This window comes from Okeania sp., assembly GCF_035285525.1.
Classification (GTDB): Bacteria; Cyanobacteriota; Cyanobacteriia; order Cyanobacteriales; family Microcoleaceae; genus Trichodesmium.
The window spans coordinates 21,327-44,653 of sequence record NZ_JAYKGW010000217.1 but is presented as its reverse complement, the minus strand read 5'-3'; the positions used below and the strand labels follow the sequence as shown (position 1 = coordinate 44,653).

At 32.8% G+C, this 23,327-nt stretch carries 19 protein-coding genes; 10 read left to right on the top strand and 9 right to left on the bottom strand.

Features of this window, described 5'->3' with window-relative positions:
- Positions 1-250: 250 nt before the first annotated feature.
- From VKJ25_RS20640 to murC, 4 genes are all read right to left on the bottom strand, one after another.
- Positions 251-733: a low molecular weight protein-tyrosine-phosphatase gene (locus VKJ25_RS20640; protein WP_324238526.1), complete on the bottom strand. Its 483-nt coding sequence runs from the start codon at positions 731-733 to the stop codon at positions 251-253.
- Positions 734-990: 257 nt separating this feature from the next.
- On the bottom strand, positions 991-1,338 hold the full coding sequence (locus VKJ25_RS20635; RefSeq protein WP_324238525.1) for a YbaB/EbfC family nucleoid-associated protein: 348 nt from the start codon (positions 1,336-1,338) through the stop codon (positions 991-993).
- Positions 1,339-1,955: 617 nt separating this feature from the next.
- On the bottom strand, positions 1,956-2,927 hold the full coding sequence (murB, locus tag VKJ25_RS20630) for a UDP-N-acetylmuramate dehydrogenase (RefSeq protein WP_324238524.1): 972 nt from the start codon (positions 2,925-2,927) through the stop codon (positions 1,956-1,958).
- A 245-nt stretch (positions 2,928-3,172) separates the two neighbouring features.
- Positions 3,173-4,807, bottom strand: a complete 1,635-nt coding sequence (gene murC / locus VKJ25_RS20625; RefSeq protein ID WP_324238523.1) for a UDP-N-acetylmuramate--L-alanine ligase — start codon at positions 4,805-4,807, stop codon at positions 3,173-3,175.
- 771 nt (positions 4,808-5,578) lie between these two features.
- Here murC and VKJ25_RS20620 point away from each other — a divergent pair.
- On the top strand, positions 5,579-6,598 hold the full coding sequence (locus VKJ25_RS20620; protein ID WP_324238522.1) for a type I glyceraldehyde-3-phosphate dehydrogenase: 1,020 nt from the start codon (positions 5,579-5,581) through the stop codon (positions 6,596-6,598).
- Positions 6,599-7,328: 730 nt separating this feature from the next.
- Here VKJ25_RS20620 and thiL read toward each other — a convergent pair.
- Positions 7,329-8,354 (bottom strand): thiamine-phosphate kinase, encoded by a 1,026-nt coding sequence (gene thiL, locus VKJ25_RS20615; RefSeq protein WP_324238521.1) that lies wholly within the window; start codon positions 8,352-8,354, stop codon positions 7,329-7,331.
- 478 nt (positions 8,355-8,832) lie between these two features.
- Between thiL and VKJ25_RS20610 the strand changes: the two genes are divergently transcribed.
- The 3 genes from VKJ25_RS20610 to grxC all read left to right on the top strand — a co-directional run bounded on the left by VKJ25_RS20610 (position 8,833) and on the right by grxC (position 10,691).
- Positions 8,833-9,600: a PspA/IM30 family protein gene (locus tag VKJ25_RS20610; RefSeq protein ID WP_324238520.1), complete on the top strand. Its 768-nt coding sequence runs from the start codon at positions 8,833-8,835 to the stop codon at positions 9,598-9,600.
- 388 nt (positions 9,601-9,988) lie between these two features.
- Positions 9,989-10,246 (top strand): hypothetical protein, encoded by a 258-nt coding sequence (locus VKJ25_RS20605; RefSeq protein ID WP_324238519.1) that lies wholly within the window; start codon positions 9,989-9,991, stop codon positions 10,244-10,246.
- 130 nt (positions 10,247-10,376) lie between these two features.
- Entirely contained in the window at positions 10,377-10,691 is a 315-nt protein-coding gene (gene grxC, locus VKJ25_RS20600; RefSeq protein WP_324238518.1) for a glutaredoxin 3, read from the top strand.
- Between the two features lie 470 nt (positions 10,692-11,161).
- On the opposite strand, the gene menD is transcribed toward grxC, so the two are convergent.
- Positions 11,162-12,916, bottom strand: coding sequence for a 2-succinyl-5-enolpyruvyl-6-hydroxy-3-cyclohexene-1-carboxylic-acid synthase (gene menD / locus VKJ25_RS20595; RefSeq protein WP_324238517.1), 1,755 nt, complete (start codon positions 12,914-12,916; stop codon positions 11,162-11,164).
- Positions 12,917-13,259: 343 nt separating this feature from the next.
- Here menD and VKJ25_RS20590 point away from each other — a divergent pair, with 343 nt between their 5' ends.
- Positions 13,260-14,276, top strand: a complete 1,017-nt coding sequence (locus tag VKJ25_RS20590) for a VOC family protein (RefSeq protein WP_324238516.1) — start codon at positions 13,260-13,262, stop codon at positions 14,274-14,276.
- Positions 14,277-14,357: 81 nt separating this feature from the next.
- Here VKJ25_RS20590 and VKJ25_RS20585 read toward each other — a convergent pair whose 3' ends face one another.
- Complete coding sequence (locus VKJ25_RS20585) at positions 14,358-15,854, bottom strand: isochorismate synthase (protein WP_324238515.1); 1,497 nt, start codon at positions 15,852-15,854, stop codon at positions 14,358-14,360.
- 577 nt (positions 15,855-16,431) lie between these two features.
- Between VKJ25_RS20585 and menA the strand changes: the two genes are divergently transcribed.
- The 5 genes from menA to VKJ25_RS20560 all read left to right on the top strand — a co-directional run bounded on the left by menA (position 16,432) and on the right by VKJ25_RS20560 (position 22,290).
- Complete coding sequence (menA, locus tag VKJ25_RS20580) at positions 16,432-17,328, top strand: 2-carboxy-1,4-naphthoquinone phytyltransferase (protein ID WP_324238514.1); 897 nt, start codon at positions 16,432-16,434, stop codon at positions 17,326-17,328.
- Between the two features lie 533 nt (positions 17,329-17,861).
- Positions 17,862-18,260 carry a peptide-methionine (R)-S-oxide reductase MsrB gene (gene msrB / locus VKJ25_RS20575; RefSeq protein WP_324238513.1) on the top strand — a complete coding sequence of 133 codons (399 nt, stop codon included), beginning with the start codon at positions 17,862-17,864 and terminating at the stop codon, positions 18,258-18,260.
- Between the two features lie 263 nt (positions 18,261-18,523).
- A complete protein-coding gene (gene menH, locus VKJ25_RS20570) occupies positions 18,524-19,324 on the top strand; it encodes a 2-succinyl-6-hydroxy-2,4-cyclohexadiene-1-carboxylate synthase (RefSeq protein WP_324238512.1) in 801 nt (266 codons plus the stop codon).
- A gap of 409 nt (positions 19,325-19,733) precedes the next feature.
- Positions 19,734-20,702: an o-succinylbenzoate synthase gene (locus VKJ25_RS20565; protein WP_324238511.1), complete on the top strand. Its 969-nt coding sequence runs from the start codon at positions 19,734-19,736 to the stop codon at positions 20,700-20,702.
- 172 nt (positions 20,703-20,874) lie between these two features.
- On the top strand, positions 20,875-22,290 hold the full coding sequence (locus tag VKJ25_RS20560) for a 2-succinylbenzoate--CoA ligase (protein WP_324238510.1): 1,416 nt from the start codon (positions 20,875-20,877) through the stop codon (positions 22,288-22,290).
- Positions 22,291-22,513: 223 nt separating this feature from the next.
- Here VKJ25_RS20560 and VKJ25_RS20555 read toward each other — a convergent pair whose 3' ends face one another.
- The gene (locus VKJ25_RS20555; RefSeq protein ID WP_324238509.1) at positions 22,514-22,660 is read right to left on the bottom strand and encodes a hypothetical protein; all 147 of its coding nucleotides are present in this window, start codon (positions 22,658-22,660) and stop codon (positions 22,514-22,516) included.
- A gap of 59 nt (positions 22,661-22,719) precedes the next feature.
- Positions 22,720-23,256 (bottom strand): class I SAM-dependent methyltransferase, encoded by a 537-nt coding sequence (locus VKJ25_RS20550; RefSeq protein ID WP_324238508.1) that lies wholly within the window; start codon positions 23,254-23,256, stop codon positions 22,720-22,722.
- Positions 23,257-23,327 lie beyond the last annotated feature (71 nt).

The following is a 23,327-nucleotide window of genomic DNA, read 5'->3' as shown; positions in this document are numbered from 1 at the left end:
AATCTTCATAAGTAGGGATTTTTCGGGAACTGTGCATCTTGCTCGCGCGGGTGTGATGTACCTCATAAAAGTGGAATCCGCTGTAAATAATCTAGGTTATTGTATTATAATGGTAATGGTGATAAATTGTCCGACAATATTTGTCAAAATAGACAGTGGGAACATTTTGCTCCCATGCCAAGTATTCCTTTTTCTTAATAGACAATTTATTAATTATACAGGATTGCTAGAATTTTAAATTCAGCCATGACTAAATTACTATTTTATTTTTGACCAAATCATCTAATAATCCCTCACAAGCATCCAAAAGTATTTCAATCACATAATCAAAACCATCTGAACCACCATAATAAGGATCGGGTACTTCCTTAATATCAAAATATCTACAAAAATCACACATTAACTTCACCTTATCCCTATACTTACCAGCACTATCTAAACGAAGTACATCTCGATAATTTTCCTGATCCATTGTGAGAATTAAATCAAAATTATTAAAATCTTCCACTTGAAATTTACGAGCTGAACCTTTGAGATTAATACCTCTCATTTTAGCTGCATAAGTCATTCTAGAATCAGGAGGACTACCTATATGATAACCCCCAGTACCAGCAGAATCACAAATTATACGTTCGCTCAAATTAGCTTTTTCTATCAGATGATTCATAATATTTTCTGCCGAAGGAGAACGACAGATATTACCAAGACAAACAAATAATAGTTTATAAGACATAAATGAATTTAGAATCCAAAATTACATAAATTAATTTAGAATTTCAAATGCAGAATCCAGAATTATTAAAAATTGACGAATTAACTGTTTGTCAACCCTTAAGCATATAGTCTTATTGCTGATAGCTCAATGGTCATCTTAATTCTTAATCTTTCAGAAATCTAAAAGACTAGGATAAAGTTTCTCAGTTAGTTAGTCTACCATGGCTTTGTAGATAACTAACTTCAAACCTTTCCTAGCCACTATTACTATTTAAACTAAGATAACCCTGGAATATTCAAACCACCTGTCAACTCTTCCATACGTTCCCGCATAGTAGTAGTAGACTTAGTATAAGCATCTTGCATTGCTACCGTCATCAGTTCAGCAACTACATCTGCTTCTTCCTTCAGTACATCTGGTGAAATTTCTACTCGTCGCGGTTCTTGGTTCCCACTGAGAAAAACTTTCACCAAACCACCACCTGCTGTTCCTTCAACTTCTAATTTATCGAGTTCTTCTTGAAGTTTTTTGGCTCCTTCCTGAACTTGTTGAGCTTTTTTAAAAGCATCAGTTAGTTCTCTCATTTTACCTAAGCCAAAGCCAAAACCTTTTCCTTGTGTCATATTAATTACTCTTCTATGGTAAGTCTTATTTAGTATTTGTTAGTTGCCAATAGATTCTGAATTACTTATACCAAGTCTAGATATTATTAAATAACTATAGTATCTAAATCTTTTCCTTGCCTGATCAAGATTTGGATTTTTTTTAATATCCCTGTATCAAGGCATACTGGGTATAAGATGAAATCTAACTTTATTTTGTGCTTTAGTATGAGCTGATTAAAATACTAATCTACAAAGCTATAGCACGGGTATCCTCCACCATAAAAATCATAACACTACATACATATAAATTTTTAGCGCTTAATTATAATGAATAAATTGACATTGATTTTGCTAATTCATTTATAGTTTCCTCAAGGGATTTATTAATAATCTTAAGGAAAAGTTTTTTATTCTAACTCGAATGTCTTGTGTATAGCAATCAATAGTTCCAGAAGGTGGGAAATCTGAAACTGCTGCTCATCTCAATAGTATTATAAAAAGTAATAGAAATTGATTTTTTGTTAAAAACCTGATTGATTAGGATCAAAATAGTTTTCATAACAATAACTTATTCATTTTCTATGCTTTATATTTGCACCCCTAAATTATCCCACACAAACTATGGTTGACTGTAATTAAAAACTTGCTACTTTTGAAAAATCTCCCATCACTTTTACCTCTGGTTTTAATAACAAAGACCACTGCTTTTCCACCTCTTCTTGAACATGGTGAATCAGTCGTAAAATATCGTTAGCTGTAGCACCTCCACAGTTAAGAATAAAGTTAGCATGACGGTGAGCAACCTGAGCCATACCTATTTGATGCCCCTTAAGTCCAGTTTGTTCAATTAACCAACCAGCAGCTTTTGGTCTGGGGTTCCGAAAAACACTACCACAGCTAGGTAAGTGATAAGGTTGGGTAGTTTTTCGCTTGTCAAAATTTTCAGAAGTTATAGCTTTTATGAGAACAGGGTTTTCTCCTGGTTGTAGCTGAAAAGTAGCTTGAGCCACAAAAATAGATTTACCTTGTAGCTTGGAATGACGATAACTGTATTCCAGGTCTTGAGGAGATAAAATATCTATTTCACCATTAGGTAACATAACATGGGCATTAACTAATATATCAGCTATACATTTACCTTGTGCCCCAGCATTCATTACCACTGCACCACCAATAGTACCAGGAATACCAACCGCCCACTCTAAACCTTGCCAGCCCATTCTTGCTGCCTTCCAAGCAAGACGTGGTAATGATTCACCAGCACCCACAGTTAAGAGACCTGTTTCTTCTTCAAAGTTGATGTACCGGAGCTTGCAACTGCCAATAACTAATCCAGATAAACCACTATCACTAACTAACATATTAGAGCCAGCTCCTAGCAAAGTTATTTCTAGCCCTTCGGAGTTAGCAAACTGAAAACTTGCTTGCAGTTGCTCCAATCTTTTTGGCGTAACATACCATTCAGCAGGGCCTCCGACTCGGAAAGAAGTGAGAGGAGCCAAAGGAACATTAGACCTAATTACACAATCTGTACCTAATAGTGGGATAGGTTTATGTTGTGGTTTGGGAACTGAAGTAGGTATTTGATAAGAAAGAGTCATGGTCATAACTAATAACTTGAATTATGGTAGTTTAAAGAGCCTGTTTTGGGTTTATACCAATTGGACAAATATTTCTGACATATTTCTAGTCAGTTAGAAGGACAACCTCTAGGAAATATAAGTCATACTATGTCACCTGTGACATGTTCAGGAATTGTCATTATTACTGCTTCTTGGTTTGGTAATTAGCCTTAAGCTTGTAATATTTTTTGAGCAAATTGGTATTATTTAACTCAACTTCGTCTTTTCATCTAAGCTATTTCACCAGATACCACCTGATAGTGAGGTTGAGGTGATTGATGATAATATGCCATAAGTTCTGGGATAATACGATTCAGATTACCAGCACTAAGGAATATTGCCATATCTCCTGACTTAAGAACCTCATGTAAAAATTTAGTCACTGAGTCTAAAGATGATCGATAGTAAACCTTTTGATGCTCCCTAGAAATTGCTTCAGCTACTTTAAGGCCATCAATTTGACCATCAGGTGATTCTCCAGCACTGTAAATATCAGTGACAATCACCATGTCAGCATCTTTAAATGACTTAGCAAACTCGGAAAGAAAACTCTGAGTACGACTATAACGATGAGGCTGGAAAATAGCAATAACTCTTTCAATTGATTGTGACTTATTGCTTAGTTGAATGAAAGGTAAGTTGGTTGTAGATGTATGAGACTTTAGAGTTAATGGCTGACTTTTCCATAAGCGAGCTGCCGCCAAAGTTACAGTAATTTCACTGGGATGATGAGCATAATCATCAATAAAAACAATGCCGTTATATTCACCCCGATGTTCAAACCTACGATGCGCACCCTGAAACTTAGCGATCGCTGAGGCAATGGCAGAAAATTCTAAACCTAATAATCTACCCACTGCGACTGCAGCCAAAGCATTACTTAAGTTATGCTTACCCAGTAAATTCAACTGTAGTTGTCCTAAAAGTTGGCCTCGTTCCCAAACACGAGCCAAGGTAATATTAGAGCGATAATCTATACAATCTACTGTATAATCAGCGTCACTTTTAGGATTAATGCTGTAACTAATGTTTGGTTGAAGTTGATCTCTAACATTAGAGCAGTCTATACAACCCACTATATCCTGACAGTTTCCTTTAAATGTTTTGAAAGTTTCTACCACCTGTTCCAAACTTTCGTAATGGTCTGGATGGTCTAATTCAATATTTGTAACTACACCAATTTGGGCACATAATTTAACTAAGGATCCGTCTGACTCATCTGCTTCAGCTACCAGATAAGGACCTTCACCTAAACGAGCATTACCTCCCCAAGCATCTACTTCTCCTCCAACAACAATGGTAGGGTCTAAACCAGTTTCCAGAAGCATCAACCCAATTAAACTGCTAGTTGTAGTTTTGCCATGAGTTCCAGCCACAGCTATGCTTTGATAATCCTCAATTAGAGCTGCTAATAAATCTGAGCGATGCAAAATTGGACATCCAAGTTCAATGGCTGCCTTGTACTCGGAGTTGGTTTGATTTATTGCTGTTGAACAAACTACCTGTGGTAATTGAAAAATTCTTTCCTTATTTCCCAATCTAACATGGTGTTTTTTAGTTACTACTTCTCCGACCTTATTGTTAGAGATATTAGTAGAAGGTAAATTTAAGTTATGATTATCTGATCGAGATAAATTTTGTTCTTCAATATTCTGCTGAAATAACTCTAAATTTTTGGCTTCTTGACGCCAGAATATGTGTGCCCCTATTGCTTCTAAGCGTTTTGTTATATGGCTAGATTTCAAATCTGAGCCATAAGTAGGTAGGTTGCGTTTCGCTAAAATGTAAGCAAGAGCCGACATCCCGATGCCACCAATACCAATAAAGTGAAATGGCTTACCACTTAAATCAACATATTTACTCATTAATTGCTCCTTACACACCACACCGCGTCCTTAACACGCGACATCATACCAGGAATTTTTTTTTTTAGATAGAGTTTAGCAGTAATTTAGTAAAAACACTGGTTAGCTTTGTGAATAGTCTATATCTCGAATGATTAGTTTTTTTTATATTAATTATTTACCTATTGGCCAGTATCTTTCCGGACACATCTCCAAGGCAGATTGAGGATTAATCATCAGGATTTTGTCGTAGCAGAAAAAATATATGTTTAATAATTAATAATTAACTATTCTTATAAAACAGAGGGTTGGCTCAAAGGAATTTTTTTTCTTTTCTTGGTCGATTGGATATGACATACTAACGATAGTAGGACAGAGAATTACCATTTTTCACCTGACCTTGAGTAATATTTGTTTGATAAGTGCTTTAATAAATAATTTGGGATCGTAATTAACCGATAAAAAAATTATCGAATTACCATTTTGCTGTATGATGATGGTCGAGGTTAATTTTCTCTTAAGCTCTCGTGGCTGAAATTCAGATTACTTCTCTAAAAGTAAATGATGTGGAATTAAGCCATGAAAGAGTTGAAGTCGGAAATAAATATCTGAAATATCTGAAACTATCAATAAGTAACCTGTGGAGCCTCATGGGAACTTAATTAGTTAACTAGGAAATATATCCACTTAAATGGATAAATTTACGAAAAAACCCATACTGAAACTTTTTTATCAGTGTGTGGAACTGTCTAAAAAATTAAATTTTACAAGCTGTTATTAGGAGCTAAAAAAGTGATTAGAGTTGCCATAAATGGTTTTGGACGTATTGGACGGAATTTTTTACGTTGCTTACTGACTCGTACAGATAGCCAACTTGATCTTGTAGGTATTAACGATACTTCTGACCCCAAAACCAATGCTCATCTACTAAGATATGATTCAATGTTGGGCACTTTAAAGGGTGTAGATATTAGTGCTGATGAAAATTCTATTACTGTCAATGGCAAAACAATTAAATGTGTTTCGGACCGTAATCCTTTAAATTTACCATGGAAAGACTGGGGCATTGACTTAATTATTGAGTCCACAGGTGTATTTGTGACTGAGGAAGGAGCTTCAAAGCATTTACAAGCTGGAGCTAAAAAGGTTCTAATTACTGCTCCTGGTAAGGGTGGACAAATTGGTACTTTTGTGATGGGTGTTAATCACGAGGATTATAAGCATGAAGATTACAATATCATTAGTAATGCTAGTTGCACCACCAACTGCCTAGCTCCTGTGGTCAAGGTTATAAATGACAACTTTGGCATTATTAAAGGTACAATGACTACAACTCATAGTTATACTGGGGACCAACGTATTTTGGATGCTAGTCACAGAGATTTACGACGAGCTAGAGCTGCAGCGGTAAATATTGTTCCCACTTCTACAGGTGCAGCTAAAGCAGTGGCTTTAGTAATTCCAGAAATGAAGGGTAAATTAAATGGTATTGCGATGCGTGTTCCTACTCCTAACGTTTCTGTTGTAGATTTAGTGGCTCAAGTTGAGAAAAAGACTTTTGTAGAACAGGTAAATGAAGTTATACAAGCAGCAGCAGCTGGACCAATGAAGGGTATTATTCTATATAACGATCTACCTTTGGTTTCTATTGACTATCGTGGCAATGATAATTCTTCTATTGTTGATGCGAGTCTGACAATGGTTATGGATGGGGATATGGTAAAGGTTATTGCTTGGTATGATAATGAATGGGGTTACAGTCAGCGTGTTGTGGATTTAGCTGAAGTTGTAGCGCAGAAGTGGGCTGCTTAATAATTAATAATTAATAATTTAGGTTAAAAGCCTCTCTTTTCAAGAGGAAGAAGCGGTCGAGGGATGAATGGGTTCCTTAACCATATCCAATCGACCAAGAGAAAAGAAAATTTTTTCCTTGAGCGTCAATCCTCTCCCAAACAGGGAGAGGTAATTATTAATTGTTAATTGCTAGGTAAACCAAGAAACTCGGTTTTTTCGTAGATATTTAGGGTTGGCTGATTAAATCTCAAAATTTTTACAGATAAAGGTTTTAGACTTTTGAGGGTATGTCATCAATTAGACGTTATCAGCTCGATCAAAAAAAGTAGTGGACTGACAAAGCTAAAACTTTGCATTACATCATTGGGGGCGGGTTGATCTAACTCGACTTTTGAAAATCGTTCATTTAACTGAGAAACCCACCCCTACTGACCGGATAATTTCAGGTGTGCGCTCGCTGTATCTGAACCTACTCTCTAGGGCGATCGCCATTTTTACAGAACAGACCACAGCCTTTTTGTTAACTTATTTAATTGATGACACGTCCTAGGTTGTGAAAAAGTACCAGATTTGAGCTTGGTAAGGCGAAAAAAGTGATTATCTTGGTAAGAGAGGGAAATCCAAGTCAAAAGATAATTTTTCCGATTTATCGGGAACCGTGTACGTCCTCTACAACTCAAGATTCCTCTTGACTTGTTCCCCTCCCAGGAGGGACTAGGGGTGAGTTTACTCCCTACTCCCTAGAAAATTAAAAATGTTGAAATCCTTGACTGAGTGTAAGTTGCTGGTTTGGGTATATTCCTAGGCTATCTATTAATAAAATTTCACTCTCATTAGTAGTTGTACCCACTATAGCTGCATCGACTCCAATTTTTTCAACTAATTTTTGGCCATAAGCTGTTGGTAGACATAAAACTAGCTCGAAGTCTTCTCCTCCATATAGTGCCCAGTGTAATGCTTGTTCAGATGAGACAAGTTTAGTTAAAGAATAGGGAATGGGAATTTGATTTCGTTCAATTCTGGCTCCTACCTGAGATGCTCGACACATTTGAATAATTGCATCTGCGAGACCATCACTACTATCCATTCCTCCTACTAAAATAGGATTTTTCCTATCCTCTACACCATTAACACTATCTAAAGATAAGCATTGCCATAAAATTGTTAAAATGTCAAGCCTTGGTTGGGGACGTTGGTGAGCTAAAATTAGACTAGAACGTTCTGCTTCTGTGAGAGATTCACCTAATTCTGGGTTAAGCAATAGTTCTAATCCAGCCTTTGATGCTCCATGAACTCCAGTAACTACAATTGAATTTTGGGGTTGACAATTGGAACGAAGTATAGTATAAGAAGGTTCAACTTGTCCGAAAGCAGTAATTGAGATGGTAAGGACAGGCGATCGCACAATATCTCCGCCGACGATAGGAGTATTGTATGGTTTTAAGCAGTCATAGATTCCTTGATAAAGTTGTTCAACCCAAGTAACGGGTGTATCGCCAGTTAAACCAAGAGCTATTGTAATCCCAATGGGAAATGCCCCCATAGCGGCCAGATCGGATAGGTTCGCAGCACCACTACGCCAACCTACATCTTCGGGGGAGGTTGTGCGATCGCTAAAATGTATTCCATCGACAAGGGTATCGGTTGTTACTACTAATGATTTATGGGGTTGAGTTGGCAAAATAGCCCCATCATCGCCAATAATATTATCTGGACAAAAACGGTGTAGTCTTTTTAAAAGTCCTTGTTCGCTAATATCTTTAATTTTGAGCATTCAGGTAGTCCTTTAGATGTATAGCACTACACACTTCAATATGGCTTACTGATCAAATCTAAAAAGATTGACAGACAAAGATTGTAGCATTTTTAGTCTAAAAAAGTACCAGATTTTTGCCTTATAAAGCACGGTTCCCGAAAAATCAAGTTGGTATTTGAGTAAGAGTCGAGCCAGGGATAATTTTTTCGAGTCTTCTATGCAACTCCCTATTCCTCTTGACTCTGTAGGTAGGGACTTATGCAACGTCCCTACACATCAATCAATTTGTCACGATATGTGAGGCTTTGTATCAGTTTTATAAAGCACTTTGTCTAATGCTTTAGGGACAAAGAACCGCTGAAAATGGATATTATAATTGTAGGGGAAATTATCTCTAATCAACTAATCAAAAGCTTGGCCCAGAGTAGCTAATATCTGTCATTGCAAGCTGGGAGCAAACTTAAACAAGTGGTCAATCAAAAGGAAAGATAAAATTATGGGATTATTTGATCGAATTAGTCGTCTTGTTAGAGCTAATGTTAATGATATGGTAAATAAGGCTGAAGATCCTGAGAAGGTTCTGGAACAGTCTATTCTTGATATGCAGGAAGATTTAGTCCAGTTGCGTCAGGCAGTTGCTAGTGCTATTGCGACTCAGAAACGCAGCCAACAACAGTACAATCAAGCTGAATCTCAAGCTAATCAATGGTACTCTCGGGCACAGTTAGCTTTGCAAAAGGGAGATGAAAATCTGGCCAAGGAAGCTCTGCAACGTAAGAAGACTTATTCTGAGACGGCAAGCACTGTAAAAGTATCTTTGGACAGTCAAACATCTCAGGTGGAAACCCTGAAAAAGAATCTGACAGCTTTAGAAGGTAAGATTTCTGAGGCTAAGGCTAAGAAGGATATGTTGAAGGCCAGAATGACGGCTGCTAGAACTCAGGAGCAACTTAATAATACAATGGGTTCTTTAAATACTAGCGGAGCAATGGCAGCTTTTGACCGGATGGAAGAAAAGGTTTTGCAAATGGAGGCTCGTTCTCAAGCTACAGCAGAGTTAGCAGGTGATGGTGGTTTGGAAGAGGATTTCCGCAAGTTGGAAGCTAGTAGTGATGTGGATGATGAGTTGGCAGCGATGAAGGCAAAGTTGGCAGGGGGTTCAGTAAATCAGAGTCAATTACCTGCTTCTCATCAAGGTTCAGCAGAAAAATCGGAGGTTGATGCTGAACTTGAGGATTTGCGTAAACAACTTGACAAAATGTAAGTTTTGTTTTATGTGAATTTTGCTCTTTCAGCAAGAGTTTATAGCTTTGATACATATTTAGCTTTTTCCTGGTCAAGTCCCACTTCTATTTGGCTGTGTGAGATTAAAAGTATAACTTCTTTCTTTAATGGATAATGGATAATGAACAATGGATAATGAACACTAAGCATCTATATAGAATTATTCACAAAGCGCGATGTTTACAAAATCAGGATTTCAGCTTCGCTCAATGTGTGATTTGTTTTGTTTACCTGTTTATCTCTAGTTATCAATTATCCATTATTAATTATTAATTACCTTTGGTGAAAACTGAAATAGGATTGATATATGTGGTTAAATAATTTTTATTTAGTTTCTTAAATTAAGAAAAATATATATTAACTTAACTATGTCTAATTTACGCTGGCTAGTTGTTAGTTCTTCTGCTTCTGGAGCAGGTTTTCTTTCGATTATATTTTTATTTTTTACTTTCTTCTATAAATTTACTTTAGCAGGTTTTTTTGTTCTAGTTTTTGTCTTAGCTTTTTTTATAGTAAATGTAGTATTTACTGCTCATTATTTTTCTAATATTTCGAGAGAGTTATATATTAGAAAAAAAATGCAAACACAAATGAAAATGAGAGCTAAACCTACAAGATATAGATAGTTAAGTAGTCCTAAATTAATTTTGCAGTATTAGTGTAAATTAATAAATAGAACATCAAGTCGGATTAATTTACTGTTGATGGTTCTAAATTTTTAAACTTACTTATTTTTACTCTAATTAATTACTAAAAATGTTTGATTTTCTCAACCCTATTCTGGGTCGTCATGCAGAACTTGTCAAGGCAAAGGTCGAAATTTACACTTGGCAAACTTGTCCCTATTGTATTAGAGCAAAACTTTTGCTTTGGTGGAAAGGTGTTAAGTACACGGAATACAAAATAGATGGCAATGAAAGTGCTAGAAATAGTATGGCTGAACGTGCTAATGGAGGTCGTACTGTGCCACAGATTTTTATTAATAATCAACATATTGGCGGCTGTGATGATATTTATACTTTGGATAGCAAGGGTGAATTAGATTCTTTATTAAGTCAAGCTACTTCATAAACTTTGGGATTAATAATTACAGCTTGCTGATTAAATATAAAAACTTTTGTCTGTAAAAGTTTTAGCTTTTTTAGGGTGTAAAAAGGTCCCCTTGTTTGAGCTATTCATACTCAAAAAGGATTGCATTTTGGGCAAGAGTTGGGTAAAAAAAATTACTCTCTATCACCCTATTACCTCATCTCCTGAAAAATTATTTTTGTTAAGGTAGGAAGTAGGGAGTAGGGAGTAGTTAAGAGTTAGGTTTTAGAGGATTTCTAGAAGAAGTGGTTGTTAATGATTACGGATTAGTTGTTCTGTCATTATTAATCTAAAATACTCAATTTTTCTGCTCCATAAACCCAAAAAATGGTACTTTTACGGTTCGGTGAAAAATCAGCACCTAAAACTTTTCAAACCTTTATGTTTAAATGCTTTGATAAATAATTCAGCCAACCCCAATAATTAATTATTTAATTATTGAATTCTTTCTTTTAGAAAAAATCCGCTGCAAATTTATCTAAGTTATCTAACCGCCATTTAGCATCAAGTTGGCGGTTTGTTTGTAATTCTAGAACTCTGATTCCACTACTTGGTAAAGGATTTAAAAGTTGTTCTAATTTCTGCCAGGAATAAATGTTTTGATATTCTACACCATAAGTTTTACATAGATCGGCAAAATTAATATCTTGAGGAGTAGCAAAAAATTCTGTAAAAGGTGGTTCAAATTTAGCAATAGGTAACATTTCAAAAATTCCACCTCCTTGATTATTAATCAAAATAATGGTTAAATGACCGACTAATTTATTCCTTAGTAAAAAACCATTAGTGTCATGTAAAAGTGCTAAATCTCCTGTTAACATAACACTACTTTTATTAGTATGAGCTATACCTAAAGCTGTTGATAAAGTACCGTCTATTCCGTTTGCTCCTCGATTGAAAAATGGTTGAATTTGAGAGTTATTTGGAACCCAGAAAAATTCTACGTCTCTAACTGGCATACTATTAGCAATAAATATTGGTGTGTTTTTTGGTAATGTCTGAGATATTAACCAAGCTATTTTTGGTTCTAATATCTGATTTATTGCTATCATTTTTTTGTCGATATTTTCTCTGACTTTTGCTTCAGCGTTACACCACAAATCTAAGTAATTTTTATCAAATTTATTTGGGAAAGATTGACTAATTAAAGTTTTTGCTAGTTGTTCTACTGAGATTCGTAAGTGAGTTGTTTTGCCATGAAGTGGATCGAAATTATGGTCGCTTTTGTCTATTATTAATCTTTGGGAATTAGTTGTTTCTAGCCAACTTCTGAGTTGTTTACTTATCGGTAATTCTCCAATTTGAAAGACTATTTTAGGAATGAGTTTTTCTGCTAATTTTTGATTCCTTAAAATTAAATCGTAAGTGCTAATTAAATAAGGATTTAACTGAGAATAATTTCTTAAAGGTGATAAACCTTCCGCTAAAATAGGAAAGTTTAAAGTTTGGGAAATTTGAGCGATCGCTTGACAATATTTTTGAGGTTTTTCTGGTTGTGCTAAACCTGCAATGATGATTCCTGAATCAGATTTAATTTGATTTTTTAATATTTCTATTAAGTCAGAATTTGGGATAAATTCTGTTCTGAAAGTTGGCTGTATATTAGCAAAAAAGTTTTGGGGAAATTTTGATTCTAAGGCAGTAGCTTCTGGTTGAGGGATGGGTGGTAAAGGGTCTCGAAAAGGGATATTAAAATGTACGACTCCTGGTGTAGGAAAAGTAGTTTTTTCCCAACCATAAATAACTGTTTGTCTTAAATATTCTAGTCTTTTTAGTTGTATTGAAGGTAAACTTAGTTCAATTTGCCAGTTAGGATAATTACCATATAATTTTACTTGATCTATGGTTTGACCAGCATGACAATTTTTTAATTCTGGGGGTCTATCTGCAGTTAAAACTAATAGTGGGATACGACTTTCTCTGGCTTCTATTATAGCTGGATAAAAGTTAGCTGGGGCAGTACCAGATGTGCAGACTATAACCACAGGTTGATGATTTTTTCTGGCTATTCCTAGAGCAAAAAATGCTGCTGAACGTTCATCAAGAATAGGAATAGTTTCTATTTTGGGATGGGTAGCGAAGGCAAATGTTAGAGGTGTAGAACGAGAACCAGGACTAATGATTGCTATGGTTAATCCTAAATGTTGTAGTGTTTCTACTAAAATGGATGCCCATACTGTATTAATATTTCTAAAATCAATTGACATTGTTAAATTTTGAATATTTAATGGCAATATGTAAAATAATCAGACATAAATAAACAATACTATATTAATAAATATCAAATACTAATTTTTGGCTATCTCAAAGCTTTTTTTATATGATTTTTGACAAAAATTTATACAGCACAGAAATATAGTATCATTAAGTTGTTCCACTCAATTAATCTTTAGGACTTATTTTAATGGTGTAGCAAATTTGTTTGTGAATAATTGCTACTTATAACAATGAAATTTTCCAAATAATCGCTATTTTTTTTGATTTTAATTTGGGAACTACTACATAAATAAACAGCAAATTTATTATATATTCTTTGAGGGGTTTTAGTTTATGACTAATTCATCTATTAGCGGATTGTACGAAATTGTTATCGGTATTACAGCAGCAGAAAAAAGCAATTTAATTAACTATTGGGAAAAGTTTGGCTATACAGTTAATCTATCTGGAAACCTTGATGCAGAAACAGCTAAAAAATTGTATGGAGTTGACTCAAATTTACATTCTTTACGTCTTCAAAACCAAGTCACAGATAGAAGTTTAATCCGTATAATGATTTGGGATAAATTTGTAAATGAAGGATTAGGATTAAATCCTTTAAAAGTAGTTGGTAGTCGTTGGGGAACATCTTTATCTTTAGATGTATTTAATGTTGCTAATCATGCTGAAGATGCTCAAGCTATAGGACTTCCAATATATTATGTTCCTCCACAGCGAAATTTAATTAATCGTCCCGAAAATTTTCAGCCATTTTATCAAGCTAACCCCTGTGTTTATGAAATGGTTCTGATTCAACCATTAACTCGACAAGTTATCTTTCAACGTTATGATTATTATCGACCTAATTCTGGTATTGTTAATCTAGATTCTCATTTTAAAAGTTCAGAATTTGTTCATGTTGGACTAATTGTTGATTGTGAACATAAAAGCTTAGATTTTTATGATCGAGTCTTGGGATTAGTTCGGGTTGTTAACAATATTGAAAGTGGATATAATATGGCTTCTCGCAACATACTTGAAGTGAAAAAAGAGAATCTTGATGAAAGAATGTTTAACTATTATTTTATTGCTCCTGGTTATGACTTAAAAGAAAAAAATCAAATTCACTCAGGTAACTTGGAAGTTTTACGTTTAGAAGGAAATTTAGAGAATAAACAGTCTTATTCTCGTCCTGGTTGTTTAGGAACGTCTTTGTATACCCTAAAAGTTACTAATATTGACTTATATCATCAAAAAGTTAGTAATAGTGAAGCAACAGAAGTTACAGAAATAATAGTTAATGAATTTGAAGAAAAAAGCTTTTCTTTTGTTTCTCCTGATGGCTATTTTTGGACATTATTACAAAGTTAAGTAGTTGTGTCAAATAAATTTCCTACGTTGAGAGAGAACACTTAACTGGGAAAAAAGAGTGAATACTATTTTTAATCAAGCTTATACTAAAGCCTTCAATAATGTCTGAAGTTTTAGTTGAACTTCTGCTAATTCTTTATCTGGTTTAGAACCAATAACTATACCTGCACCAGCATAAAGTCTAGCATGGTCTCCATTAATTAAAGCTGACCTAATACCTACAGCAAATTCCCCATTTCCTTGACGATCTATCCAACCAATAGGTGCTGCATAAAGCGATCGATCAAAGGTTTCAAAATTCTGTATTTTTTCTTGAGCAATATCTCTAGGAAATCCTGCTACTGCTGGTGTGGGATGAAGTTCTGCTAATATTTCTAATAGATGAATATTTTGGGAAATTTCTGCTGTTATTGGAGTCCATAAATGTTGAATATTTGACAATTGTAGTAGATGGGGTTGAGATGAATAATTAGGTTTTAATCCTAAATTTTGAAGACGTTTAATAATAAAATCTATGACAAATTGATGTTCTCGTAAATCTTTTTCGCTAGATAATAAATTATTGGCTAATTTTGCATCTTCACTTGGGTTTTTACCTCTGGGTGCAGAACCTGCTAAGGCATCTGTAATTAATTGATTATTATTAATATTAATTAAGCGTTCTGGGCTTGCACATATAAAGTTCTGACCTTTGCCATTACTGATAGAAATTACATAGCAGTCTGGATAAATTAATCGCAAGTTATTTAAGGATTTGATTAGGTTAAAATTCGTTTGAGAATAAATATCTATAGCATGGGCTAAAACAATTTTTCTTAAAGAATTTGAATTAATTAAGTCTAGAGCTGAAGCGACGGATTTTTTAAATTCTTGTAAATGATTAACGTTAATTTTCCTAAGTTTTTTATAAGGCTTTGTTAAAGTTGATAAATCAGTATTTTTTATCTGGGTTATTTGCTGGTATTTATTCCAAATTTTCTGCGAAAGATTTTCAATGTTAATAGAGGTGTTGATAACTATATTGATGACAAGTATATTGTGATTATTTATATGAGTTATTTGCCACTTTGGTAGAAATATTGTTGCTGAAGGAAAGTGAGGATTTACAGATGATTTTTGTTGATAATTACCGTTTTGGTGAAAGTTGTTTATATTTGCTTGAGTATGTTTTTCAAAGAAGGTAAAATTACAAAAAAAGTGGGGTCCTGCATAAGGTAAATGTGTCGCTCCTAGAGAAGTTATATTGTTTAAACACGATTGAATAAAAGATTGAGCTTGGGCAAAACGATTTCCACTTTTAATGGTTAAATGTTTAGCAGAATTAATAGCAGCGATCGCCAAGCTCTTTTTCTGAGAATTTTTTTCTTCAATTACTTGTTTTTCTAAGTAAAAATGTAGTTGATTTGGTTGACAAATTTCTTGCAATACTGCTAGGGGATCTACGGGTAATATTTCCAGAGAAATACTTATTATTTTTGTCTGCATCTTGTCTGTTAATGTCTGTTGACAATTAAACAGAAATTGATGCAGCTCTTGGCAGGTTTGAAACAGATTAATAGAAGTTGGTATTACAGGCATGAAAATAAGAATAGCAAATTTTCACTGAATCAGAGATAGTGATTGGTGGGGCTGTCCAATTCCTGATAGTGCTAAAATTTATCCCCTAGCATTAATTAATATTAGACTTTTTTTTACCGCAAAATTAAGCTTTAAAGTCTCTCCTTTCGGGGAGAAGAAACAAGTTCCTTTGAACTAATTATTAATTATTAATTGTTAATTGTTAATTATTGAACCCTCTTTTGTGAGGATAGGGGATAGGGGATTATTTAGGCAAGTATAATGTAAAGGAAAGATAAATTAAATTATTTTTTGTTAAGCTTTTGCTCTAATTGGTAAATTAAAGTGGTAAGAGATTAAAAATTATTGTCAGTAAAAAATATTTCTGGATAATATTTATCATTGTTTTGAGGATAAGTATTTAGCTAGCTTGGATTTCCTACAGAATGTCCCCGGATTCAGCTTTTGAAAGACTAATATCTCATACCTCCTCTTTCAAGGATATAAAAAAAGAAATTTTATATTTCAGCTTTTGGCTTTAGCTAGAGGTACTGATAACTGATAAATGATAAATGATAACTGATAAATGATAACTGAAATGACAGTTCAAATAGCAAATAAATCTGATAAAAAGTTATGGCTAGCTGCAATTAAACCACCTATGTATAGTGTAGCAATTATGCCAATATGGGTAGGAACAGCAATAGCTATCTCGGCAAAAAACGCAATTAATTGGTCGATTTTTTTAACGTTTATAACATCAGCAATTTTAATTTTGGCTTGGGAGAATATTAGCAATGATGTGTTTGACTCGGAAACAGGAATTGATAAAAATAAACATCATTCATTGGTAAACTTAACTAATAATAAAACCTTAATTTTTTGGCTAGGTAATTTATGTTTATTTTTAGGTATTTTGGGAATTGCAATGATTAGTTGGTGGCTACAAGATTTAACTGTAATTGGGTTAATATTACTCTGTTGTTTTTTAGGATATACTTATCAAGGTCCTCCCTTTAGATTAGGATATCAAGGTTTAGGAGAAATTCTCTGTTTTTTTGCTTTTGGTCCGTTGGCAATTTCTGCTGCTTATTATAGTCAAACTAAGGCTTGGTCAATTAACAGTTTAATAGCATCAATAATTATCGGAATTACTACTACTATTATTCTCTTTTGTTCTCATTTTCATCAGGTAGAAGATGACTTAGCAGCAGGAAAGCGATCGCCTATTGTGAGAATAGGAACTAAGGCAGGTTCTCAAGTATTAAATTGGTTTTGTGGAATGGTTTTTGTATTAATTTCTATCTGTATAAGTTTAGGATTTTTCCCTATTTGGAGTTTATTAAGTTTTGGTAGTTTGCCTTTTGCTATTCATTTATGTAGTCATGTTAGTAATTATCATGACCAACCAGAAAAAGTTAGTAATTGTAAGTTTATTGCTGTTTATTTGCATTTTTTTAGTGGATTATTATTGGGCTTAGGATTTGTTCTGTAAATCTGAAAATATTTGCCAAAATTTACAATAAAGTAGATTTAGGTTCTACGCCAAGAAATAAATTTCTTGACTAATAGCATAAGTCATCTTTAGATGACTAAAGGTAGCTAGTTTATTATGGTTAATTACTGAAATTTTAAATGATAAATTACCCCAAGAAATAAATTTATTTGCTCATAGCAGAAGTTATCTAAATATCAGTAGTTTTATAATATTTAATTAACCAAAATTTGTGTATTTCAGTAATTTAAAAATGATATAGCAATCCTAAATAGGTTGTAAGAAATTAAAAAGTCAATAAAAACTTAAACTACTACCATTTAAGTCTTCCCTAAAAGCTTTTGAATTTTGTACACGAATAAAATAGGATTACTACAGACTCATCTGCTTCCTTATTTCTTCTTCCTTTTTCCTTCTTCCCTCTTCCTTCTTTCTGCAAAAATATGTTATGATTTGTAAAGTACAACAATATATAGTCTTAAAAAACGTTGTACTGCTAAATATAACAATTTGTCAAAAGGAACATTGAAGATATGGTTAATAAAGTTCAAAAAAGTGAAAAAGAGTGGAAGGAACAACTCACACCAGAACAGTTTAATGTAACTAGAAAAAAAGGAACTGAAAGACCGTTTACAGGAGAATATTACAACAACAAAGAAAAAGGAATATATAAATGTATTTGTTGTGGTAGTGACCTATTCAGTTCAGAAGAAAAATTTGATTCTGGCACAGGTTGGCCGAGTTATTGGGCACCTATTAATCCAGAAAATATTAAAGAAGAAACTGACTGGAGTTTATTTATGCGCAGAACAGAAATTCTTTGCAATAATTGTGATGCTCATCTTGGTCATGTTTTTCCTGATGGTCCCCCTCCAACAGGGTTACGTTATTGCTTAAATTCTGCTGCGCTGAAGTTTGTTAAAGCAGAATAAATAATGGATAATGAATAATGAATAATGAATAATGAATAATGGAAACTATCTCTAATTATTAATTATTAATTACCTCTGGTTAAAACCGTACTTGATTGAATCAAGTACGGAAATATTATTAATTAATAACGAATAATGAATAGTGGATAATGAAAACTATGTCTAATTATCAATTTTCAATATAAAAGGATAGGTTTAAAACCGAGATTCGATTAATTATTAATTATTAATCATCTATTTACTTTGCTCAGTATTATTGATTCATGTTTGATGGAAAAGTTTATAAATTTAATTACTATTTAACTGGAAAAAATAATAAACAGGTTATTTTATTACTACATGGATTTATGGGTAATACTAATGATTTTAGAGAAATTATTCCTGAGTTATCTGAAAAATTTTGCTGTTTAAGAGTTGACTTACCTGGGCATGGAAAAACCAAAATTTTTGGCAGTGAAGAATATTATAATATGCCGAATACTGCCACAGCATTGATTGATTTATTAGATGATTTAAAGATTGAAAAATGTTATTTATTTGGCTATTCAATGGGTGGAAGATTAGCATTATATTTAGCAATAAATTATCCAACTCGGTTTGAAAAAATAATATTAGAATCAGCATCTCCAGGATTAAAGACTAAAAAAGAGCGATCACTTCGTTATCAGGCAGATTTTAAATTAGCTAATAAGTTGGAAAATAGTAATTTTGAAGAATTTTTATGGAACTGGTATAGTCAACCATTATTTGCATCTTTGAGACAGGATAATAATTTTGAAAATGTCATCAAAAAGCGGTTGGAAAATAATCAATTAGAGTTAGCAAAGTCTCTCCGAAGTTTAGGAATAGGAAATCAACCTTCACTTTGGAATAAATTATCAAATCATCAGATTCCGACATTATTAATAGTGGGAGAATATGATGATAAATTTCAAGTTATTAATACTGAAATGGCAAAATTATGTCGGGTTGCTCAAGTAAAAATAATTCCTGAATCTGGTCATAATATCCACTGGGAAAATCCTAGAGAATGGGTTGAAAGTATCATAATTTTTTGGGAATAAGGAAGGAAGAAGAATTAAGGAAGAAGTAAGTAAGCTTTAGTTATCTAGGATATAAAATAGATGAGTCTATAGATAAATACAGTTCACTTAAGGATTTTTTTTTAGTAGTTTTGTAATCTCAATAGCTACTCTATATACTTCCATAATTTATAAATTTTAGTATTATCTAAATCATATTAGTTGAAATAATATTAAAGTATTTTTTCTTTACTTCTTTCTGTGTCTTACCTAATAAATATCACCTGATACTATTTGCCTTTAACAATGTATTTAATAATCCTTATGCAAACTTATATTCTAGTGACAGTTATGATCTTTTATGAAGGGAAAGTTTATATAAAAATGGTATAACTATTAATCGAAGAGGTCAAAGAGGTAAAATTTTTAAATAAAATATTCTCAAAAAATCATGCAATATAAATTAGAATTTTCTCTCTATAAACGAAACTTCAAACAACCTCTGAAAACCAGTCATGGTATTTGGAATATTAGAGAAGGAATTATTCTGAAACTAACCGATCAAAATGGAAAAATAGGTTTAGGTGAAATTGCACCTTTAAGTTGGTTTGGTTCGGAAAATTTATCGGCAGCTTTAGATTTTTGTCGTCAGTTACCAACAGAAATTATAACAGAAACAATTTTTTCTATTCCCGATAATTTACCTAGTTGTCAATTTGGTTTTGAGTCAGCTTGGGAAAATATTCAACAAGTAGAAATAGAGGAAAAAGAAGAATTAAAAAACACTAATTTTTACAGTGCTTTATTACCAGGAGGAAAAGCAGCTCTAGAAATTTTTCAGCAACTTTGGCAACAAGGATATCGAACTTTTAAATGGAAAATTGCAGTGGATAAAATTGAAACAGAAATAGAAATATTTCAGCAGTTAGTTAAAGAACTTCCTACGGAAATAAATCTGAGATTAGATGCTAATGGAGGATTAAATTTTGAGGAAGCAAAGCAATGGTTAGAAATTTGCGAAAATCTCAACATAATTGAATTTATTGAACAACCTTTATCTATTGATAAATTTTCAGAAATGTTGGAATTAAGTAATTCCTATTCTACTCTTATTGCTTTAGATGAATCTGTTGCTAATCTCAGGAAGATGGAACAATATTATCAACAGAGTTGGCAAGGAATATTTGTGATTAAACCTGCCATTTTTGGTTCGCGAAAGGAACTCCGTAACTTTTGCAAAAATAATTCTATTGATGCAGTTTTTTCTTCAGTATTTGAAACAAATATTGGTAGACAAGCAGCACTTAAACTTGCCACAGAGTTACAAACATTTTTAATAAAAAATCATGCTTTTGGTTTTGGAGTCACTCACTTTTTTGATGAAGAACAGGAAACCTATTTATTAATAGATAATGAATAATGAATTTTGCCAATCAACCTTTTTCTAGTTTGGCAGAAAGTTGAGGCAAAAGGATAAATTTCGACTTTGACATTTCTGGAGAGAAGTCGAACTTTATCTATATATTTGTAGAAGGTGAAATATTTTCCTTTTTCTGTAAAGTTTGCCAATCAACCTTTTTCAGGGCTAATTTATGAATCAAATTTTTAACTACCTAAAACAATACCAACTCAACAGAGATAACAACTTCTTTCTTAATAGTGAATTTTATTATCTTGCCGAGAAAAAATTTACTGATTTAATCAAAATAGTAAATCCAGAAACTCCAAGCAAAGTATTAATATCAGAACCAAAACCAAAAGAATTTCTTACCAGTTTTATTGCTGCTGTTACTGCTGGTTGTCAAGTATTTTTATGTAATCCAAAATGGCAAAAACAGGAATGGGAACAAGTTTTAAAATTAGTACAACCAGACATAATTTTCGGAAATATCCTTAACCAGAAATTTCCCGGAGAAAATTTAGAAAAAACACCTAATTTTCCTAAACATAACCCCTGTAAAAAAACTCTTTCTAGTGAGCAAAATTTAATTATGATTCCTACTGGTGGTTCATCTGGAAAAATTAAATTTGCTATTCATACATGGGAAACTTTAATATCATCCGTCAAAGGTTTCCAAGAATATTTCCAAGTACAAAAAATTAATTCCTTTTGTGTTTTACCCCTATATCATGTCAGTGGTTTAATGCAATTTATGCGTTCCTTTACCACTGGAGGAAATTTAGTAATTTTGCCATCCTATAAAGATATTTTTGACAAAAAAGAATGGAATATTAACCCTAGTGAATTTTTCATTTCCCTAGTACCAACTCAGTTAAAAAATTTGTTACAAAATGCAGAAATAGCTAACTGGTTATCAAATTTTCAAACAGTGCTTTTAGGTGGTGCTGCTGCTTGGGAAGAATTATTTAATGTAGCTAGAAAATATCAAATTAAATTAGCTCCAACTTATGGAATGACAGAGACAGCTTCTCAAGTTGCGACTCTGAAACCAGAAGATTTTTTAGCAGGAAATAATAGTAACGGTCAAGTATTACCTCACGCTAAAATTATCGTTCAAAGTGAAAGTAGAGAAATATTAGGTCAGAATCAAATTGGTAATATTATTATTAAAGCTAATTCTTTGGCGTTAGGGTATTATCCTAATACTTTTAATAATTCTGAAAGTTTCACAACAGATGATTTAGGATTTTTTGACAATCAAAATTATTTAAAAATAGTAGGTCGTAACAGTCAAAAAATTATTACTGGTGGAGAAAATGTTTTTCCAGCAGAAATAGAAGCTGCTATTTTAAGAACTGGTTTAGTGAATGATATTTGTGTAATTGGTTTAAAAGATAAGTATTGGGGTGAAGTTGTAACTGCTATTTATGTTAGTAATAATTTTGCAGTTTCTAGGGAAAAATTGTTAGTTGCTATTGATGGAAAGTTGAGTAAATTTAAACAACCGAAATATTGGGTGAGAATCGAAAGTTTACCTCGTAATACTCAAGGAAAAATTAATCGGCAGTTGTTAAAAGAAATTGCTATTCAAAGAATAAAAGATTAGGGTCAGCATTCAGGGATAGACTATCAGCTATTGCCTTTTATCTAAATCTCACCTTTAATAATGTTAGAGTTAAACTTTACTACTAAAAGCTGACAGCTAATAGCTGAGTTATTATGACTTATCTACTTTCCTTCTTGCTTCTTGCTTCTTGCTTCTTGCTACTTGCTTCTTGCTTCTTGCTTCTTGCTTCTTGCTTCTTGCTTCTTGCTTCTTCCTTCTTCAATTATTTATAACAAACTAATAAATATCCAGGATGTTTTTGGTCTCGATAAATAAACTCAAATTTACTAAAACCAGCACTTTTAGCTTGATTAATAATTGTACTTTCTGTTTCAGGAAAATCGTAATTATTCATATGTGTAATTACCATATCTATTTCATCTTTAGTCAAACTAAACCAATTTTTATTAAAATTTTGCCAATATTTTGCTAAATAGTTATCGCGACTTTCTCCTTCCTCTCTAAAACATCAATAAAAATAAAACAAGAATTAGGATTCAGTATTTGCCAAATATCATTAATGAGATTTTGCTTATCTAATGTGCTTAAATGATGAATAGTATAGGAAGAAAAAACAATGTCAAATTTTGAGTTTTTAGTAGACACTAATTCTTTAACTATATCTTTAATATTGCCTGTAATTAATCTTTTTTCGCCAGGAATATCAGCAATATTTTTTTGAGCAATTTCTAATGCTTGTGGTGATAAATCAACACCAATATAACTATTAACATTACTATAAATAAGACAAGGTGTTATAGTTGATAAATCTCCACAACCGAGGTCTAAAAAAGAAAATGGTTTAACTGGATAATTGAGAATAAATTGATCTAAGACATCATACATTTCTTTATGTCTCATGTGATTATGTTTGAGAATTTTCTGGTATATCTGCCAGTTTTTAGCAAACACTTCTACACTAGAAGGTAGAGTCTGATGTTGAATTTTGGCAATATCTTTAGACATAATTATGTAAATTTTATCGAAAAGTTTATGTAAGCAAATAGCCATCAACTATTAACTAAATAGTCGTGCAA

Excerpts from the sequence above, each read along its gene's own strand:
- VKJ25_RS20640 (WP_324238526.1), bottom strand. The coding sequence starts at position 733 with ATGTCTTATAAACTATTATTTGTTTGTCTTGGTAATATCTGTCGTTCT.
- VKJ25_RS20635 (WP_324238525.1), bottom strand. The coding sequence starts at position 1,338 with ATGACACAAGGAAAAGGTTTTGGCTTTGGCTTAGGTAAAATGAGAGAA.
- murB (WP_324238524.1), bottom strand. The coding sequence starts at position 2,927 with ATGACCATGACTCTTTCTTATCAAATACCTACTTCAGTTCCCAAACCA.
- murC (WP_324238523.1), bottom strand. The coding sequence starts at position 4,807 with ATGAGTAAATATGTTGATTTAAGTGGTAAGCCATTTCACTTTATTGGT.
- thiL (WP_324238521.1), bottom strand. The coding sequence starts at position 8,354 with ATGCTCAAAATTAAAGATATTAGCGAACAAGGACTTTTAAAAAGACTA.
- VKJ25_RS20610 (WP_324238520.1), top strand. The coding sequence starts at position 8,833 with ATGGGATTATTTGATCGAATTAGTCGTCTTGTTAGAGCTAATGTTAAT.
- VKJ25_RS20605 (WP_324238519.1), top strand. The coding sequence starts at position 9,989 with ATGTCTAATTTACGCTGGCTAGTTGTTAGTTCTTCTGCTTCTGGAGCA.
- grxC (WP_324238518.1), top strand. The coding sequence starts at position 10,377 with ATGTTTGATTTTCTCAACCCTATTCTGGGTCGTCATGCAGAACTTGTC.
- menD (WP_324238517.1), bottom strand. The coding sequence starts at position 12,916 with ATGTCAATTGATTTTAGAAATATTAATACAGTATGGGCATCCATTTTA.
- VKJ25_RS20590 (WP_324238516.1), top strand. The coding sequence starts at position 13,260 with ATGACTAATTCATCTATTAGCGGATTGTACGAAATTGTTATCGGTATT.
- VKJ25_RS20585 (WP_324238515.1), bottom strand. The coding sequence starts at position 15,854 with ATGCCTGTAATACCAACTTCTATTAATCTGTTTCAAACCTGCCAAGAG.
- menA (WP_324238514.1), top strand. The coding sequence starts at position 16,432 with ATGACAGTTCAAATAGCAAATAAATCTGATAAAAAGTTATGGCTAGCT.
- msrB (WP_324238513.1), top strand. The coding sequence starts at position 17,862 with ATGGTTAATAAAGTTCAAAAAAGTGAAAAAGAGTGGAAGGAACAACTC.
- menH (WP_324238512.1), top strand. The coding sequence starts at position 18,524 with ATGTTTGATGGAAAAGTTTATAAATTTAATTACTATTTAACTGGAAAA.
- VKJ25_RS20565 (WP_324238511.1), top strand. The coding sequence starts at position 19,734 with ATGCAATATAAATTAGAATTTTCTCTCTATAAACGAAACTTCAAACAA.
- VKJ25_RS20560 (WP_324238510.1), top strand. The coding sequence starts at position 20,875 with ATGAATCAAATTTTTAACTACCTAAAACAATACCAACTCAACAGAGAT.
- VKJ25_RS20555 (WP_324238509.1), bottom strand. The coding sequence starts at position 22,660 with ATGGTAATTACACATATGAATAATTACGATTTTCCTGAAACAGAAAGT.
- VKJ25_RS20550 (WP_324238508.1), bottom strand. The coding sequence starts at position 23,256 with ATGTCTAAAGATATTGCCAAAATTCAACATCAGACTCTACCTTCTAGT.